19 protein-coding genes are annotated in these 17,846 nt (G+C 32.4%); 13 read left to right on the top strand and 6 right to left on the bottom strand.

Annotation, left to right across the window (positions count from 1 at the left end):
• Window positions 1–68: 68 nt before the first annotated feature.
• A complete protein-coding gene (locus ACTG3Y_RS00425; protein ID WP_439150944.1) occupies window positions 69–458 on the top strand; it encodes a DUF423 domain-containing protein in 390 nt (129 codons plus the stop codon).
• 65 nt (window positions 459–523) lie between these two features.
• On the top strand, window positions 524–2,143 hold the full coding sequence (pckA, locus tag ACTG3Y_RS00420; RefSeq protein ID WP_439150943.1) for a phosphoenolpyruvate carboxykinase (ATP): 1,620 nt from the start codon (window positions 524–526) through the stop codon (window positions 2,141–2,143).
• Window positions 2,144–2,213: 70 nt separating this feature from the next.
• Here pckA and ACTG3Y_RS00415 read toward each other — a convergent pair whose 3' ends face one another.
• Complete coding sequence (locus ACTG3Y_RS00415; protein ID WP_439150942.1) at window positions 2,214–2,963, bottom strand: uroporphyrinogen-III synthase; 750 nt, start codon at window positions 2,961–2,963, stop codon at window positions 2,214–2,216.
• Window positions 2,964–2,978: 15 nt separating this feature from the next.
• A complete protein-coding gene (locus tag ACTG3Y_RS00410; RefSeq protein ID WP_439150941.1) occupies window positions 2,979–3,629 on the bottom strand; it encodes a DUF4271 domain-containing protein in 651 nt (216 codons plus the stop codon).
• 137 nt (window positions 3,630–3,766) lie between these two features.
• Here ACTG3Y_RS00410 and ACTG3Y_RS00405 point away from each other — a divergent pair, with 137 nt between their 5' ends.
• Genes ACTG3Y_RS00405 through ACTG3Y_RS00395 form a run of 3 tightly spaced genes read left to right on the top strand, consistent with a single transcriptional unit; the run spans window position 3,767 to window position 6,297 of the window.
• The gene (locus ACTG3Y_RS00405; RefSeq protein ID WP_439150940.1) at window positions 3,767–4,489 is read left to right on the top strand and encodes a polyprenol monophosphomannose synthase; all 723 of its coding nucleotides are present in this window, start codon (window positions 3,767–3,769) and stop codon (window positions 4,487–4,489) included.
• Window positions 4,490–4,496: 7 nt separating this feature from the next.
• Complete coding sequence (locus tag ACTG3Y_RS00400; protein WP_439150939.1) at window positions 4,497–5,840, top strand: dihydroorotase; 1,344 nt, start codon at window positions 4,497–4,499, stop codon at window positions 5,838–5,840.
• Between the two features lies 1 nt (window position 5,841).
• Entirely contained in the window at window positions 5,842–6,297 is a 456-nt protein-coding gene (locus ACTG3Y_RS00395) for a DUF4296 domain-containing protein (RefSeq protein ID WP_439150938.1), read from the top strand.
• Here ACTG3Y_RS00395 and ACTG3Y_RS00390 read toward each other — a convergent pair.
• On the bottom strand, window positions 6,290–7,315 hold the full coding sequence (locus ACTG3Y_RS00390) for an NAD-dependent epimerase/dehydratase family protein (RefSeq protein WP_439150937.1): 1,026 nt from the start codon (window positions 7,313–7,315) through the stop codon (window positions 6,290–6,292). The two genes, ACTG3Y_RS00395 and ACTG3Y_RS00390, sit on opposite strands and share 8 nt — an antisense overlap.
• Before the next feature lie 86 nt (window positions 7,316–7,401).
• On the opposite strand from ACTG3Y_RS00390, the gene tyrS reads away from it, so the two are divergent.
• The gene (gene tyrS, locus ACTG3Y_RS00385; protein ID WP_439150936.1) at window positions 7,402–8,700 is read left to right on the top strand and encodes a tyrosine--tRNA ligase; all 1,299 of its coding nucleotides are present in this window, start codon (window positions 7,402–7,404) and stop codon (window positions 8,698–8,700) included.
• A 101-nt stretch (window positions 8,701–8,801) separates the two neighbouring features.
• On the opposite strand, the gene ACTG3Y_RS00380 is transcribed toward tyrS, so the two are convergent.
• Both ACTG3Y_RS00380 and ACTG3Y_RS00375 read right to left on the bottom strand, forming a co-directional pair.
• On the bottom strand, window positions 8,802–9,782 hold the full coding sequence (locus ACTG3Y_RS00380) for a LuxE/PaaK family acyltransferase (protein ID WP_439150935.1): 981 nt from the start codon (window positions 9,780–9,782) through the stop codon (window positions 8,802–8,804).
• A gap of 74 nt (window positions 9,783–9,856) precedes the next feature.
• Window positions 9,857–11,620: a T9SS type A sorting domain-containing protein gene (locus ACTG3Y_RS00375; protein ID WP_439150934.1), complete on the bottom strand. Its 1,764-nt coding sequence runs from the start codon at window positions 11,618–11,620 to the stop codon at window positions 9,857–9,859.
• Between the two features lie 229 nt (window positions 11,621–11,849).
• Between ACTG3Y_RS00375 and ACTG3Y_RS00370 the strand changes: the two genes are divergently transcribed.
• Both ACTG3Y_RS00370 and ACTG3Y_RS00365 read left to right on the top strand, forming a co-directional pair.
• Complete coding sequence (locus ACTG3Y_RS00370) at window positions 11,850–12,533, top strand: response regulator transcription factor (RefSeq protein WP_439150933.1); 684 nt, start codon at window positions 11,850–11,852, stop codon at window positions 12,531–12,533.
• Entirely contained in the window at window positions 12,533–13,573 is a 1,041-nt protein-coding gene (locus tag ACTG3Y_RS00365) for a sensor histidine kinase (RefSeq protein ID WP_439150932.1), read from the top strand. Before ACTG3Y_RS00370 ends, ACTG3Y_RS00365 begins: the two co-directional genes overlap by 1 nt.
• Here ACTG3Y_RS00365 and ACTG3Y_RS00360 read toward each other — a convergent pair.
• Window positions 13,556–14,584, bottom strand: a complete 1,029-nt coding sequence (locus ACTG3Y_RS00360; protein WP_439150931.1) for a glycosyltransferase — start codon at window positions 14,582–14,584, stop codon at window positions 13,556–13,558. The two genes, ACTG3Y_RS00365 and ACTG3Y_RS00360, sit on opposite strands and share 18 nt — an antisense overlap.
• Window positions 14,585–14,715: 131 nt before the next feature.
• On the opposite strand from ACTG3Y_RS00360, the gene trmB reads away from it, so the two are divergent.
• The 5 genes from trmB to ACTG3Y_RS00335 all read left to right on the top strand — a co-directional run bounded on the left by trmB (window position 14,716) and on the right by ACTG3Y_RS00335 (window position 17,843).
• Complete coding sequence (gene trmB, locus ACTG3Y_RS00355) at window positions 14,716–15,390, top strand: tRNA (guanosine(46)-N7)-methyltransferase TrmB (protein WP_439151097.1); 675 nt, start codon at window positions 14,716–14,718, stop codon at window positions 15,388–15,390.
• Window positions 15,391–15,393: 3 nt separating this feature from the next.
• Window positions 15,394–16,023, top strand: a complete 630-nt coding sequence (locus ACTG3Y_RS00350; protein ID WP_439150930.1) for a LysE family transporter — start codon at window positions 15,394–15,396, stop codon at window positions 16,021–16,023.
• Entirely contained in the window at window positions 16,023–16,361 is a 339-nt protein-coding gene (locus tag ACTG3Y_RS00345) for an MGMT family protein (protein WP_439150929.1), read from the top strand. Before ACTG3Y_RS00350 ends, ACTG3Y_RS00345 begins: the two co-directional genes overlap by 1 nt.
• Window positions 16,362–16,463: 102 nt before the next feature.
• Window positions 16,464–17,603 carry a P-loop NTPase gene (locus ACTG3Y_RS00340; protein ID WP_439150928.1) on the top strand — a complete coding sequence of 380 codons (1,140 nt, stop codon included), beginning with the start codon at window positions 16,464–16,466 and terminating at the stop codon, window positions 17,601–17,603.
• The gene (locus tag ACTG3Y_RS00335; protein ID WP_439150927.1) at window positions 17,604–17,843 is read left to right on the top strand and encodes a NifU family protein; all 240 of its coding nucleotides are present in this window, start codon (window positions 17,604–17,606) and stop codon (window positions 17,841–17,843) included.
• The last annotated feature ends 3 nt before the right edge of the window (window positions 17,844–17,846 follow it).

Genomic DNA, 17,846 nt, shown 5'->3' with positions numbered 1-17,846 from the left:
AACTAAATTTGTATTGCACGAATGTAATAAATAGAAAAGGTAAAAGAAACCGAAACCTTACTTAAATTATGAATAAAAAATTATTGATTACAGGAACAGTTTTAGGCGTATTAGGAATCGTTTTAGGCGCTTTTGCTGCACATGGATTAGAAAAACTTATTGACGCTGATGCAATAAATTCTTTTGAAACAGGTGTGAGATATCAAATCTACCATGCATTTTTACTATTGATTCTAGGAAGTTCATCTTTTTTAAATTTAAAGATTAAAAAAATAGTATGGATTTTAGTTATAATAGGATGGGTATTCTTCTCTGTTTCAATATATGGTTTAGCTACCAATGACTTAACGTCATTCAATTTTAAAACAATTGCAATGATAACACCTTTAGGTGGATTATTGCTTATTTCTGCTTGGATTGTTATGTTAATAGGAATATTGAAAACTAAGAACGATTAATGTTCTAGTAACCATGAGATTTTAAAATAAAGTCTTAATTTTGCGTTCTAAACAACACAAAAATTATGGTAAACCATACCCAATCAACGAAAACGATTTCGTTAGACAAATACAATATTAAAAATGCTCAAACCCATTATCAACTAGAACCTAAAAAACTACAGGCCATTACTTTGGAAAAAGGAATGGGTAAAGAAACTTCTAATGGAACATTAGCCGTAAATACAGGTAAATTTACAGGGCGTTCTCCAGAAGATCGGTTTTTAGTAAAAGATTCATATACAGAAGATTGCATTTGGTGGGGAGAATCTAATAAACCAATATCTTCAGAGAATTTTGATTATTTGCAAGGTGAAATTGAAAAATATCTATGTAAAAAAGAACTCTTTGTTAGAGATGGTTATGTCTGTGCAGATCCTAATTATAAAATGAATGTAAGGACGGTAACGGAATATCCTTGGTCTAATATGTTTATTTATAACATGTTCTTAAGACCAACAGAAGAAGAGCTAAAGAATTTTGAAGAAGAATGGTTAGTGCTATGTGCTCCTGGTTATGTCTGTCCTGATCCAGAAAATCACGGATTAAGACAAGGCAATTTTTCAATACTAAATTTCACAAAAAAAATTGCTCTAGTGGGTGGTTCTGCGTATACAGGAGAGATGAAGAAAGGTATTTTCACAGCGTTAAATTTTATTTTACCTGTAGAAAAAAATGTTTTGCCAATGCATTGCTCAGCTAATGTTAGTGATGATGGTGAAACGGCAATTTTCTTTGGTTTGTCTGGAACAGGGAAAACAACGTTATCTACAGACCCGGACCGTAAATTAATAGGTGATGACGAGCATGGCTGGACTGCAGAAAATACTATTTTTAATTTTGAAGGTGGTTGCTACGCTAAAGTTATTGACCTATCTGAAGAAAAAGAACCAGATATTTATAGAGCTATAAAGCCAGGTGCTATATTAGAGAATGTGACCTTTAAAGATAATGGTGAAGTAGATTATTTTGACAGCTCAATAACTCAGAATACCAGAGTTAGTTATCCAATTTATCATATAGATAATATTAAGACTCCTTCATATGCTGGAAATCCAAAAAATATTTTCTTTTTAACAGCAGATGCCTTTGGTGTTTTACCTCCGATTTCAAAGTTAACTCCTGCCCAAGCCGCATATCACTTTATTTCTGGTTACACGGCGAAGGTTGCAGGAACTGAAGCAGGAGTGGTTGAGCCACAACCATCGTTTTCAGCCTGTTTTGGGGCGCCATTTATGCCATTACATCCTGCTAAGTATGCAGATATGTTAAGCAAAAAAATGAAGGAGGCTGGTGTAAACGTTTGGTTAGTAAATACAGGTTGGACAGGTGGTCCGTATGGAGTAGGAACACGAATGAAATTAAAGTACACCAGAGCAATGATTACTGCAGCTCTTAATGGGGAATTAGGTGATTACACGTATGAAGATTATCATATACACTCTGTTTTTGGAGTCGCTCAGCCTAGAACTTGCCCTGGAGTACCAACAGAGGTTTTAAGTCCGAGAACAACTTGGAATGACGATGAAGCATATTATAAAATGGCATTTAAATTGTCTAATTCATTTAGAGAAAACTTTAAGAAATTTGAATCTTATGCCTCTGAGGAAATTAGAAGAGGAGGGCCGCAACGTTATAATTTTTAAGATTAAGTTTAATACATAAAAAAAGCGATTCAAATTCTGAATCGCTTTTTTTTTATAATAATTTAAGAAATTATTTTCCTTTATTTACTTCATTAATATATTTCTTCAATGCCATTGTCATAGATGGTGTTTCAGGAGTTGGTGCTGAAATATCTACACGAAGTCCTTTTTCTTTTACCGCTTTAACTGTAGTATTTCCAAATACAGCGATACGAGTATCTTTTTGTTGAAAATCTGGAAAATTATGGAATAAAGATTCTATACCAGATGGACTAAAGAATACCAGTATATCATAATAAACATTGGCAAGGTCGGATAGGTCACTAATTACGGTTTTATAAAAAGTAGCTTGCTTCCAGTTAACACCTAAATTGTCAAGTATTTCAGGGATAATTGGTTTAACTTTATCCGTTGTAGGCAACAAGAATGTTTCGTCCTTATACTTTTTAATCAGTGGAGTTAAATCTTCAAAATTACGTTTACCAACATAGATTTTACGTTTTCTGTAAACCACATATTTTTGCAGATAATAAGCAACAGCCTCAGATTGGCAAAAATATTTCATTGAATCAGGAACTTTAAATCGCATTTCGTCTGCAACTCTAAAGAAATGATCTACGGAATTTCTACTAGTTAAAATTATTGCCGTAAACTTGCTAAGATCAATTTTTTGTTGTCTTATTTCTTTAGATGATACGCCTTCTACGTGAATAAAAGGTCTAAAGTCCACTTTTACCTTTTGCTTTTCTTGCAAATCAAAGTATGGAGAGTTCTCTATTTTAGGTTCTGGTTGTGATACTAAAATCGTTTTCACTTTCATAAGTAAACCTCGGTTTTAAGTGTTATACTCTCTAATAACCTTATATAAAAGTACATAAGGTCCAATTTCGAGAGCGCAAAGATACAATAAAAAATAGAAAAAATTGAGATTTATTGTTTTTTGATGGTTTTTAAAAGAAGTGATAAAACCAATGAGATTAATGAGGCAAATCAAAGAAATCGATACATATATGATAATTTCTGAGTACTTATTAGAATACAATAAAAACAAGTTTGCAACAAAAAATAGAATACCTGAATAATTTTTGAAAGTTGTTTTCTGAAACAAATAACTGTCAATTAAACCATCAATTTCAAATAGGCTACCAACCAACCGTTCAATAAGCGTTTTTACTATAATGATAGTTGATACAGCAAAGAGTAATTTTAAAAACGGAATTAACTCAAAACTTACAGGTGTAATAAAAGTATTATACGAGAAAAAAATAAAAATACTTGATGATAACACTAGGTTAATAAACAAGAGACTATCAAATTGATCAATAAACTTTTGATCTCTGGTATACAGTTTTAAGTATTTCGAATTGCCTATAACTGCGATGAAATCATTAAAACGAATACTGTTTACATATTTAGCTGCTACTATAGTGAATAGACTAAAAATAGTAAATAGAGTAAACCATTCATTAGTAATGTAATTTCGCATATTGCTAAATTATAAAGAAAAAATCAGGATTGGTTTCTTTGAATCATAAAAAAGAATTTTCAAGTTAAAATCAGTGAAATACTTTACTTTTGTTGAAATTCTAAAAGCGCTACTTAAGAACAATTAATAGTAATTAGATGTCTGACGCAATTGTCATAATACCAACATACAACGAAATTGAAAATATTGAGGCAATAATAAGAGCTGTATTCTCTCAAAAGAAAGTGTTTGATGTATTAGTAGTAGATGATAGCTCACCAGATAATACTGCTAAGATGGTAAAAGGTCTTCAAACAGAATTTAATGATCGTCTGTTTTTATTAGAACGAAAAAGCAAGGATGGATTAGGCTCTGCCTATATCGCTGGATTTAAATGGGCTTTAGATAAATCGTATCAGTATATTTTTGAAATGGATGCTGATTTTTCGCACAATCCTAATGATTTAATAAAGCTCTATACCGCCTGTGCAAATGATGGAGCTGACATAGCAGTAGGTTCTCGTTATGTGAAAGGAATAACGGTTGTTAACTGGCCTATGTCTCGCATTATATTATCTTATGGTGCTTCGCGCTATGTGAGATTAATTACAAGAATGAAAGTAAAAGATTCTACAGCTGGTTTTGTTTGTTATAAACGAGAAGTTTTAGAATCTATTGATTTATCTAAAATTAAATTTGTTGGTTATGCGTTTCAAATAGAAATGAAATTTAAGGCCTATAAAAAAGGATTTAGAATTGTAGAGATTCCTGTTATTTTTAAAGACAGGATAAAAGGAAAATCAAAAATGAGCGGCAGTATTATTAGTGAAGCTGTTTTTGGTGTGATAACTTTAAAATTAAAAAGTTTATTTGCTAAATAACTAGGAAATGAAAAGACATACACTCATAAAAAATGCAAAGATCGTCAACGAAGGAAAAATTGTTGAAGGAGATATTCTTATTGAAGATGATATTATTAAAGAAATTGATACTACAATTAGCGTAAAATCAGCTGATATTAAAGTTATTGATGTTGAAGGTAATTATGTATTACCAGGTATGATCGATGACCAGGTACATTTTAGAGAACCTGGATTAACCCACAAAGCTAATATAGAAACAGAATCTAAGGCAGCTTTAGCAGGTGGGATAACATCGTTCATAGAAATGCCTAATACCAATCCGCAAACTACAACCGTTGAAAAATTAGAAGAGAAGTTTGCGATAGCGGCAAAGTCTTCTCATGCTAATTATTCGTTTATGTTTGGTGGTACCAACAATAATTTAGACGAAATTTTAAAAGTAGACACTAAAACTGTCGCTGGTTTAAAGTTGTTTTTAGGATCTTCAACGGGTAACATGCTTGTTGATGATCCAAAAGTTATTGAAAAGATTTTTTCGAGTACAGACATGGTTATTTCAGTTCACTGTGAAGATGAAGCAACTATCAGAAAGAATTTAGCTCATTATAAAGAGGAATATGGTGATGATATTCCTATGGAACTACACCCAATAATTAGAAGTGAAGAGGCTTGTTATTTGTCTTCTTCTAAGGCAATAGAGTTGGCTAAGAAAACAGGTGCCAGATTACATGTGTTTCACTTGTCAACCGGAAAAGAGACCAACTTATTTACCAATAAAATTCCATTAAAGGACAAAAAAATAACGGCAGAGGTTTGTATTCATCATTTATGGTTTTCTGACGAAGATTATTCAAGAAAAGGAAGTCATATAAAATGGAATCCTGCTGTAAAAACTGCAAAAGACAGATCACAACTTTGGGAAGCATTACTCGATGATAGGATTGACGTCATTGCTACAGACCATGCGCCACATACAATAGAAGAGAAAAACAATCCCTATACAAGTGCTCCTTCTGGAGGACCGTTAGTACAGCATGCGCTTGTTGCATTACTCGAGGCACACCACCAAGGCAAAATAGCTATAGAAAAGATAGTACAAAAGGCTTGTCATAATCCAGCGATTTTATTTGATGTTGAAAAGCGTGGTTACATTAAAGAAGGGTATTATGCAGATTTAGTGATAGCAGATTTAAACAATCCGTGGACAGTAAATAAGAGCAATATTTTATATAAGTGTGGTTGGTCTCCGTTTGAAGGCAACACATTTAAAAGTAGAATAACTCATACTTTTGTTAATGGTAAGCTTGCGTATAACAATTTTAAAGTTTTAGAGGTTAAAGCAGGAAAGCGACTAACATTTAATAGATAACATGTTTAAAAATATATATATCATATTAGTTTTATGTCTTTTGGTGTTTGCTTGTAACCAATCAAAAAGGCCTAAGAAGCCAGATAATCTTATAAGTAAAGATAAAATGGAGCATTTAATATATGACTTATATGTAATAAATGCAGCGAAAGGTGTTAACAGAAAAGCACTGGAGAAAGAAGGCTTTGTTCCCGAAAAATATATTCTAGATAAATACAACGTAGATAGCATTCAATTTTCCGAGAGCAATACATATTATGCCTTTGAATCTGAAATATACAATGAAATCGTAGAAAAAGTTAAATCTAGGTTAAAAAAGGATAAGGATAAATACGACAAACTTTTAAAAGTAGAAGCAGAACTGGCGAAACAAAAAAGAGATTCATTAAAAGCAGCTCAAAAACGGATGAGTGATTCTATAAAAAAAGAAGCTAGAGCTTCATTAAAAACTAATTAGGTCTATTTAAATCTTTTAGATAGAGATTTCCGACTTCTTCTATAGACTTATCAATTGTTTTAAACTCAAAATTCAATATATTTTTGATTTTTCCATTGTTGTACTTTGTAACTGTGCACATCGATTTTGCAGCCTGTTTAGATAGATTTCGTCGTCTTCCAAACACTTTATGATTAAGCCAATCTAGTCTCCAGGCAAGTCCTAATAGCCATGGTTTCGCTTCTTTTTTTGGTGCTTTAACATTTAAAATGTTAGCAGCTTTGATTTGAAAGTCCTTAAAACTCAAATTCTCAGAGATGAGTATAAATTTCTCATTGAATACAGGGTCATTCATGAGTTGTACCATACATTCAACAACATCCCAAACATCTACATAACCAGCTACGCCAGTAACGTAATAGGACATCCCATTGTAGATCTTCTTAAAAATACTTCCGCTACTACCACCGTTCCAATAACCGCCTCCTAATATTATTCCAGGATTAACAATTACAGCATCCAGTCCTTCTTGTGTACCACGCCATACTTCTAGCTCTGCTCCATATTTTGTAATGGCATAGACACTATTATCTTCTTCTGGATTCCAGTTGGTATTTTCATCAATCAAATCATTATGATTACTCTTGTGTCCAATAGCCGCAATAGAACTTACGTAACAAAGTTTCTTAACACCATTACTAATGGATAAATTGACAATATTTGCGGTACCTTCAATATTTATTTTTCGCAGGGTTTTATATTTATCTGGCTCGAAAGAAACAAAAGCGGCACAATGATATACATATGTAATATTTTTAAAGGCCAATTGAAGTTGCGGTATATTATTAATATCAGCTTTTACCCATTCAATTTTATTAAATAGAAGCTCATAATCCGCACTAAAATAAGAAAAGACATGTTTAACACGTTGTAGTGTTTTATCTCTTCTATAGGTGGCTCTAACTGTGTTATTCTCTTTAATTAATTTATAAAGTAAGTGTGAGCCAACTAAACCTGTACCGCCTGTAACTAAAATCATAAAGCTAATTTACGCTTTTTTAAAATTGTCTTTTGTCTTTACAAGCGGAAACATATCTTTGCTGAAATTAAAGGAGATTAAAAATAATGGGAAAAAGTTTTGTTGAAGAATTAACTTGGAGAGGCATGTTACATGATACAATGCCAGGTGTGGAAGAGCATTTGAATGAAGCGATGAGAAGTGCTTATGTTGGTTTTGATCCAACAGCAGATTCTTTACATATCGGAAACCTGGTTCCTATTATGCTATTAGCGCATTATCAGCGATGTGGGCACAAACCCGTTGCATTAGTAGGTGGCGCAACAGGAATGATTGGTGACCCTTCCGGCAAATCTAGTGAGCGTAACTTATTAGATGAAGCAACATTGCGCCATAACCAAGAAGCTATTAAAAACCAATTATCGCACTTTTTAGATTTTGAAAGTAATGCACCTAATGCAGCAACATTAGTTAATAACTACGATTGGATGAAAGAATTTTCATTTCTGGAGTTTATTAGAGATGTCGGCAAACACATTACCGTTAATTACATGATGGCTAAAGATTCTGTTAAGAATAGAATATCTGGTGAGTCTTCTAGTGATGGTATGAGTTTTACTGAGTTTACCTATCAATTGGTGCAGGGTTATGATTTCTTGCATTTGTATAGAGAAAATAGTTGTACAATTCAGATGGGTGGTAGTGATCAATGGGGAAATATTACCACAGGTACTGAGTTAATAAGACGTATAGGCAATGGTAAGGGTTTTGCAATAACATGTCCGCTTATTACAAAAAGTGATGGTTCTAAATTTGGAAAATCAGAAGGTGGAAATGTTTGGTTAGATGCTAATCGAACCTCTCCGTATAAATTCTATCAGTATTGGTTAAATTCTAGTGATGATGATGCTGAGAAGTACATTAAAATATTCACATTCTTAGAACAAAACGAGATTGATAGCTTAATAGAAGAGCATAAAGAAATGCCGCACTTTAGATTACTTCAAAAATGTTTGGCAGAGGAAATCACTACCATGGTTCACTCTAAAGAAGACTTTGAAAATGCTGAAAAAGCGTCTAATATTTTATTTAGTAAGTCCTTTAAAGAAGACATTAAAACTTTAGACGAAAAGATATTTTTAGATGTATTTGAAGGTGTTCCTCAAGCAATCATATCTCTGACTGACTTTGGTGAAGGCTTAGATATGATAGGTGCTTTGGCAGCTAAAACTAATTTTTTAAATTCTAATGGAGAGGCTAGAAGAGCGCTTAAGGAAAATTCAGTATCTGTAAATAAAGAGAAAGTAAAAGAAGATTATACCTTAACGCCTGAAGACCTTATTAATGACAGGTACATTATTCTAAATAAAGGTAAAAAGAATACATATATTATAAAGGTAGAATAAAAAATGCCCAAAGTTATTTGGGCATTCACTAATCAATCAATCAACTAATGAAAAATCTCACTTTTTCATAGCTATTGTTTAGTCGTATGTTTTTTAATTCCTTACATGGCCATTAAATTACAGCCTCTAATATCAGAATTATCGAATCTTCCAATGATTTCAAAACTACCATCTACATTTACCTTACCTAAATCTTGAGTGGCAATAAAAGAGCATGAGTTGAGATTTGCTAAATCGATTATATTGATACCTCCTGTCTTTTTATTTTTTTGCAGAGTCAGAGCATCTTCTGTATCTCTTGTTACTATTTTCATCCATGGAGGGCATTTAAAAATGCCTTGCCCTTTAGAATATGCCTGACTTAATAATTCTGTCATTCCATATTCGCTATGAATAGAATTAACTCCAAACCCATTCATTAAAATCTCATGTAGTTCTTGTCTGATGATTTCCTTGCGTCGACCTTTCATTCCTCCAGTTTCCATAACGGTAGTATGTTTTAGATTAAATTGAAATTTTTCCACTAAGTCTAAAAGTGCGAACGAAACACCTATAAGTAAGGTCTTTTCTCCTTTAGATTCAAGTTTTTTCAGTGTGGTTGAAAGTTCTTCTAAATTATCTAAATAAAATCCACTATTTTCTTTCTTAGACTTATTAATAAGATCATTTACCATATAAACTAATGATGAGCCTTCTCGTTCTAAATAAGAGGGTAAAAGTGCTAAGACCGTATAATCCTCGATATTACTATAAAAATGCTTAAAACCATTTAAATAGCTTTCTTCATATAAGTATAAATCGGTAATTAAATGACTGCTTGTTTTAATTCCAGTAGTGCCAGAACTGCTAAAGGTTTTTTCTACAGTTGCATTAGAACTTAGAACAGAATGTGTTTTAAAAAATTGAATAGGTAAGAATGGTATATGTTCAACTTTTTGCACATCTGAAGGATGCTTATATAGTAAGTCGCAGAAAGCACGATAGATAGTGTTATTTTCAAATTGATATCTAAAAACATCTAGCGCCAAAGCAGAAAAATCTTCGTGAGAATTAATATTAAAAATTCTGTTCTTAGAAATCATGATGCAAAAGTATGGAAAATAAAAAAGCGTGATTTAAAAAAAAACCACGCTTTTATTATGTATTAAAATACGTCTTATTTAATCACTAATTTTTTAGTTGTAGACGCGTTATTTTGTGTAATCTTAACAATATATACTCCAGTATTTAAATTAGATACATTCAAAATATTATTAGTAAGAATTTCATTTTTGACTTGTTTACCTAATATATCATAAACCTTTATAGATATATCATCATTACTAACAGAAGTAATAGAAACGAAACCTGTATTTGTTGGGTTTGGATACAATGAAAATGTAGTTGACTCAAAGTTGTTAGTTGATAATGTAATATCATTTAAGTTTCTAACATAGATTTGAGTAGTACCATTAAACTCTCCCGCAACAGCAACAACTGAAGGTAATTGAGTTGAAGGTATAATTTCACCAATATAATCTGCTCCGAAAAAATCCGTTCGCTTAACTATAGTATTAACACCATCAGTTACATCGTAATTAGTACCTGTACTAAATGTAGCTACTCCATCACCATCCGTAAATGTTACATTCAGTAATTCTACAAGTTCAGATTCATAATCATCAGGTGCAGCATTTAAGTCAGCAATAGAAACAGTTTGAGGTGTAACTGCATTTCCAGAAGAATCTATAATCCCAGAATCTGATGTTGGAATAAATCTCAAGATACCATTACTTTCTGTAGTTGTTCCTCTTAATCCCGAAACTAAATCTCCTACGGTATAGGTTGTAACTATAACTCCAGCATCATCATAAATTAAAATACCGCTGATATCAGTATCTTGTATCCATTTTCTATTTCTAAAGCTATCAGTATGTGTAACTAAAGAACTTCCAGTAATTTCGTAGAATCTTCCAAGACCATTGGCAGTTACATCAGCTCTTAAAGCAGTAATGTCTGCAACAGTTACTAAACTACCCACACTAAAAGAAACCATATCAGTATCTAAAACACCACCATCAATTAAATCTACGGTTACATTATAAGTTGTACCGTCTGTAGTTGGAATTGAAAAAGGACTTGTGGCATTATTCGTAGTATTTCCATTAACAGTAACACTGACAGTTTCACCACCATTGAGGTTTACAGTAGAAAATTCTAAATCAACACTTGTTGTACCTGGAGCAAATACTGTAGCATCTGCAGGATCGGTTATAGTTATCTCAGGAGATGTTACAAAATTATCAACAACTCGAATATTATCAATTGATAAATCTTCATCTCCAGCATTTAACTTTTCAAAAGTAATTCTTAAGTCTAGCGTATTTCCATTTGGAATTGATGCAGTAAACTCTTGAAAGATTTCAGTTAACAACGTGCCGTCCGCAGTACCGTCAAAATTAGTATCCACACCAGGCTCTGTGTTGGTTCCGCCTGTTGCAGCAAATTGAAATATTTTAGTGTAGCTTCCTGAATTATCGACATCGATTTCAAGATAAACTAGAGTATCTGCATCCCAATCTTGTGCAGTCCCATCGTCATCCTCAGCAGCTATAAACACTAATGTCATATCTGTTCCGGCAGAAATATTAATATCGTCGTATTCAATAGTCTGCACATCTGAATTACATTCAGGTGTACCATCAGTATCTTGAGCAGCTAACCAATATGTGCCATCAGCACCTGTCACTTCATAGTTTGTAGCGATGTTAGTTCCGTCTGTAACCGTAAAAAAATCATTAGCACCATCAGTACACATTTCAGACATTGTTGCCGACGCATCTGGTGAACCTGTCTCAAATGAGTCTTGAAATAACGTTGTCTGAGCAAAAGAAAGTGCTCCGAACATTAATGTAAAAAGTAAAAAGTAAAGTTTTTTCATAATTGATTTAATAAAATTAGGGTATAAATATACTAACAAATACTGACTTTTTGGGCAGGTTTTTATTAACAATGTGCCTTCTTTACAATAACTTAACATAGTTATAATGAGATGCTGATTAGAGATTAAAATGTATATTTTAATGTTAGCTAAATGTTATCAATTGTAAAAAACAGGTACTTAAGGCAGATATATTTTATATTTACAGAACAGAATTAAACCATATGCTGTGAAGAAAAAGGACATTAAAATCTTATTAGTTGATGACGAGCCAGATATTTTAGAAATTGTTGGCTTTAATTTATCATCTGAAGGCTATCAGGTTATAACCGGCGAAAACGGAAACCAAGCTATAGAGTTAGCTAAAAAACACAAACCACATTTAATTATTTTAGATGTAATGATGCCAGAAATGGATGGTATTGAGGCGTGTGAAAGAATTCGGAAAGATTCGAGATTAAATGATACAATCATAACATTCTTAACTGCCAGAGGTGAGGATTATTCTCAAGTCGCAGGTTTTGATGCTGGTGCAGATGACTATATCACCAAACCTATAAAACCAAAAGTACTGGTAAGTAAGGTTAAAGCACTTTTAAGAAGATTTAAGGGTTCTGATAATGCTACAGGTCTAATTAAAATTGGAGATTTAGTTATTAATAGAGAAGAATATAAGATTACCAAAAAGGGTGAAGAAATCATCTTACCTAGAAAAGAGTTTGAATTACTATCTTTGCTAGCAACCAAACCTAATAAAGTATTTAAACGCGAAGAAATATTAGATAAAGTCTGGGGAAATGAGGTCGTAGTAGGCGGAAGAACCATAGATGTGCATATCAGAAAACTTCGCGAAAAAATAGGTAATAAGTCTTTTAAAACAATTAAAGGTGTTGGTTACAAGTTTGTTGACTAATGCAAAAAAGCCTAAAAAAAACTTATAAATTCGCTTTAAAAACATCGTTCTATGTAACCTTGTTTACAACACTCTTAGTGAGTGTTTTTTTATATTATTACCATACTTTTAATTGGCAAATTATATTATTTCCAATACTCTGTTATCCGCTTTGCTTTGTTATTATTCAATATAGAGTAGAACGATTTATTTATAGAAGGGTTAAGAAAATTTATGACGAGCTTACCTTATTAGAATCAACAGATTTAAGAGAACAACCCATAACCACAGATATGGGTACTTTAACAAAGGAAATTGATAAATACGCACGTAATAAAAAGATAGAAATAGAAACTCTAAAAATTAGGGAAGAATACAGAAAAGAATTTATTGGCAATGTGTCTCATGAGTTAAAAACACCATTGTTTACAGTGCAAGGCTACATAGATACAATAAAGGACGGTAATGTTAAAGACGAAAAAATTAGAAAGAAATACCTTAATAGAGCAAGTAAAGGAGTAGAGCGACTTACCTATATTATAAAAGATTTAGATATGATTACCAAATTAGAGGTTGGAGATCTCAGTCTTAATAAAGAAGAATTTGATATTGTTAAATTGGTGCAAAACGTTTTTGAACTTTTTGAAATGAAGGCTGCCAAAAAGAATATTACTTTAACTTTTGATATGGATTACCCAGACCCAATTATGGTATATGCAGATATGGAACGTATTCAACAAGTACTAACAAACCTCATTGTAAATTCTATAAAGTACGGAAGAGAAAAAGGTACTACAGAAGTTAGCATTGAAAACTTAATAAAAAACAAAGCCATAATTAGAATTACAGATAACGGAGAAGGTATATCAACAGATAACATACCGCGCTTATTTGAACGTTTTTATAGAGTAGATAAAAGTGGTTCTCGTAAAGAAGGAGGTTCTGGTTTAGGACTATCTATTGTTAAGCACATTATTGAAGCGCATAAGGAAAAGGTTTATGTAGAAAGTCAATTGGGTGTTGGTAGTGAGTTTTCTTTTACCTTAGAAAAGGCTAAATAATTCTGAATAATTTATATTCACACTGTTATTTGAAAATCCTTTGTAATTTCCAATATCAGACAAAAGTTGTAATTCAAACTTATCTTGACTGCAAAATGGTGCGATATTTTCTTTTTTAAACTTTTTAGCTAAATATTCTTGTTCATACTGACCAGGTGTAGGTATAAAAAACACCTTTTTACTGAGTTTATCTAAATCCATTATTGATGTGTATCCAGATCTACAAAGAACAATTTCACTTTTATTCATTACATCTTCAAGTTCTTTACTTGTCATGTAATTATAAATAGTAATATGGTTTTGTTGTCTAACCTCTTGTTGAGATTCAATCTTACCTTTTATAAACAATATATCTCCATTATAATACTGTAATTCTCTAAGAAGTTTTTGTTCTAAGATGGTACGTTGTGGTTCCGGACCAGATAATACAACCAGCAATTTATAGTCAATAGGTTGGTCATTAGGATTAAATCTGCTCAGAGAGCCAATATATTTTAGGTTTAAATGGTTTGAATCAATATGGCCTAAATCTCCACTTAAGTTATAACTACTTGAATAGTCTGGCACCCAACATTCATTAAATTTAGATATAATTCTTTGATGAAGTTTACTGCTTAACCAAGTGGTACTGCCACTCATAACTCTTAATTGGTGGGTTATAAATACCGAAGGAATAGTTTTATGTCTCACACCAAAACGATTGTCAGATATTATTCCAGCTATATGTTCTGATTTTACAATAGCATCAACAGCTTTTCTTTCTTTATTAATGGTATTTAATAAACGAGGTGAATCTTTTAGTAGCTTCAGTTTAAAATTGTTGGCTTTCTTTGGATAGGTAATGTTATAAGATGGCAGTTCATAAAACAATAAGTGTGAAAATTCCTTTTTTAATAAATCTAGAGCTATTCCATCACTAGCGATGATAGGAGTGAAATTATATTTAATTAATGCCTTTATTATAGGAATACAACGCGTAGCATGGCCTAAACCCCAATTTAATGGTGCCACCAAAATGCGTTTGCTATGCAGGTCTTGTTTCAGTATGAATTATTTAAATATCAGAATCAGAAACAAAGATAAACCTAAAATGTTTCCTTAATTTTACGCCATTATTATTAATGTTAGAATTTAATACAATAGTGGGAAGCAAGAATAAACTCAAACGCTTTAAAGAAAATGAAACATTTCATAATGTTTATCAGCCAAAAAGAGATGAACTTACAGGTCAAGATTATGAGTTAAAAGGAAATTGGCTCAATAAAGTTTTTAAAAATGACCATCCAATTGTGCTCGAATTAGGCTGCGGTAAAGGAGAATATACGATTGGATTAGCGAAGCGTTATCCAGAAAAAAACTTTATAGGTATTGATATTAAAGGAGCGCGTTTTTGGAGAGGTGCAAAAACAGCAGTAGATGAAAATATTTCTAATGCAGTATTTATAAGAACTCAAATAGAGCTTATTGAATATGTCTTTGAAGAAAATGAAGTTGATGAAATCTGGATCACGTTTCCCGATCCTCAGATAAAATATAAAAGGACAAAGCATCGTATGACCAATTTGCAATTCCTGGATCGGTATAGAAAAGTACTGAAACCGAATGGTCTAATGCATTTAAAAACGGATAGCGAATTTATGCATGGTTATACTTTAGGATTATTACAAGGTATTGGTCATGAGGTTTTATATGCTAATCACAATGTCTATAAATTAGAGGGAAGTCCAGAAGAAGTAACTCAGATACAAACTTTCTATGAAAATCAATATTTAGAGCAAGACAAAGCAATTACGTATATTAGATTCAAAATCAACTAAAATTTGAATATTACTGTCGTATTTTTTCTGGGACTTTTTGTGGCATTAATTGGTGTTATTCCACCAGGATTATTGAATATGACTGCAGCTAGAATAAGTCTCAAAGAAGGAGCAGGTCGTGGTATTATGTTCTCAACAGGTGTTTGTATCATAGTGTTTGTACAAACCTACATTGCCGCAATTTTTGCTAGGTATTTATCTAATAGACCAGATATTGTCGAAATTTTACAGCGTGTTGCATTTGTCATTTTTGTTTTAATTACTATTTACTTTTTAGTACTGGCCTCAAAACAAAAAGAAGCTAAAGTAGAAACAGAAATTAAAAGTAAACACGGTAGACTACTCCATGGTATGTTGCTATCGGCACTAAATGTATTTCCCATACCATATCAAGCGTATATGACCATTACACTAGCATCTTTTGGATGGATGGATTTTCAACGAACCAGTATTGTGACCTATGTCACAGGTGCTGCTATGGGTACATTTGTAATGCTATATTTCTATATTTTCTTTTTTGATAAAATAAAAGACAAAAATTTTACGTCTCAAAAAAGTATGAATTACAGTATTGGTATAATTACGGGTTTAGTGGCATTAATTACATTTATAAATATTTTGAGAGAATTGTAATGAAACCCGAAACTCTTAGTTTTTTCGAAAAAGTTTATGAGGTCGTAAGACAAATTCCTTTTGGTCGTGTAACAAGTTATGGAGCCATTGCAAAGTACCTTGGTGCCGCAAAAAGCGCTAGAATAGTAGGGTATGCCATGAATAGTTCTCACAATAAGGATGTGCCAGCGCATAGAGTAGTTAATAGAAAGGGTCTACTAACAGGAAAACATCATTTTGATGGATCTAATTTAATGCAACAACTATTAGAAAATGAAGGTATTGAGGTTGTAGACAATCAAATTCAACATTTAGATTCAATATACTGGGATCCTTCAAAAGAACTCAGAGAAAACTAACTATTACTAAACCAAATCTACCCATTATACAATTCAATTTTAGGGCTTCAAATTCTAAAGGTTTTGCAGTATCTTTGCATTTAGAATAAATCTAGATAAGACGTGAAGTTAAATAAACAAGATATACTCAAAGCATTAAAAACTATCACTGTTCCAGGTGAAGGTGAGAATATGGTAGATAGTGGTGCTGTAACTAATGTGATGACATTTGCAGATGAAGTTATTGTAGACATTACTATTAAAAACCCAAGTCTTCAAGCGAAGAAAAAAACAGAGGTAGATATTTTACAAACTATTCATAGAGAAGTTTATGAAAAGGCAAAAATAAAGGTCAATCTTAAGGTAGAAGCACCTGCTAAACCAAAAACAAATGAAATTAAGGGAAAACCAATTCCTGGAATTCAAAATATTATAGCCGTTGCGTCGGGAAAAGGTGGCGTAGGAAAATCTACGATTACAGCAAACTTAGCAGTAACTTTAGCTAAAATGGGATTTAAAGTCGGTGTATTAGATGCAGATATTTATGGACCGTCAATTCCTATAATGTTCGATGTGTCAACAGAACGTCCGCTGTCTGTAAATGTAGACGGTAAATCTAAAATGAAACCTGTTGAAAACTATGGAGTTAAAGTATTGTCTATTGGATTTTTTACTAAGCCAGATCAGGCTGTTATTTGGAGAGGTCCTATGGCTTCTAAAGCATTAAATCAGATGATTTTTGATGCGGCTTGGGGAGAATTAGATTTCTTGTTAATTGATTTACCACCAGGAACTGGAGATATTCATTTAAGCATTATGCAAGCTTTACCAATAACAGGATCAGTCGTTGTAAGTACACCTCAGAATGTGGCATTAGCAGATGCTAAAAAAGGTGTAGCTATGTTTCAGCAAGACAGCATCAATGTCCCTGTATTAGGTATTATTGAAAATATGGCATATTTCACACCAGTAGAACTTCCAGAAAATAAATATTATATATTTGGAAAAGAAGGAGCTAAGCATTTAGCAGAAGATTTAGATGTTCCGTTTTTGGGTGAAGTACCGTTAGTGCAAAGTATAAGAGAAGCAGGAGATGTAGGAAGACCAGCGGCGTTACAAACTGCAACGCCAATAGAAGAATCTTTCGAACAAATTACAAGAGCTGTAGTGCAGCAAGTAGTTCACAGAAATAAAGCCTTACCAGCAACAGAGGCTATAAAAATTACAACAATGGCAGGTTGCTCTGCAGTAAATAAAAAGTAAATGAGCTCAGAAGAACTTAAAGTAAATGTGCAAAAAGCACTAGATGAAATTCGTCCGTTCTTACAAAGTGACGGTGGAGATATAAATTTACTTTCTATCGACGATGGTAAATTTGTTAAAGTTCAGTTGGTAGGAGCTTGCACGTCTTGTAGTGTTAACCAAATGACTTTAAAGTCTGGTGTAGAAATGACTATAAAAAAATATGCTCCTCAAATAGAACGTGTTATTAATGTAGAATAATGA

The organism is Winogradskyella sp., assembly GCF_965656915.1.
In the GTDB taxonomy this organism is placed as follows: Bacteria; Bacteroidota; Bacteroidia; order Flavobacteriales; family Flavobacteriaceae; genus Winogradskyella.
This window is presented reverse-complemented; position numbering and strand designations above follow the sequence as displayed.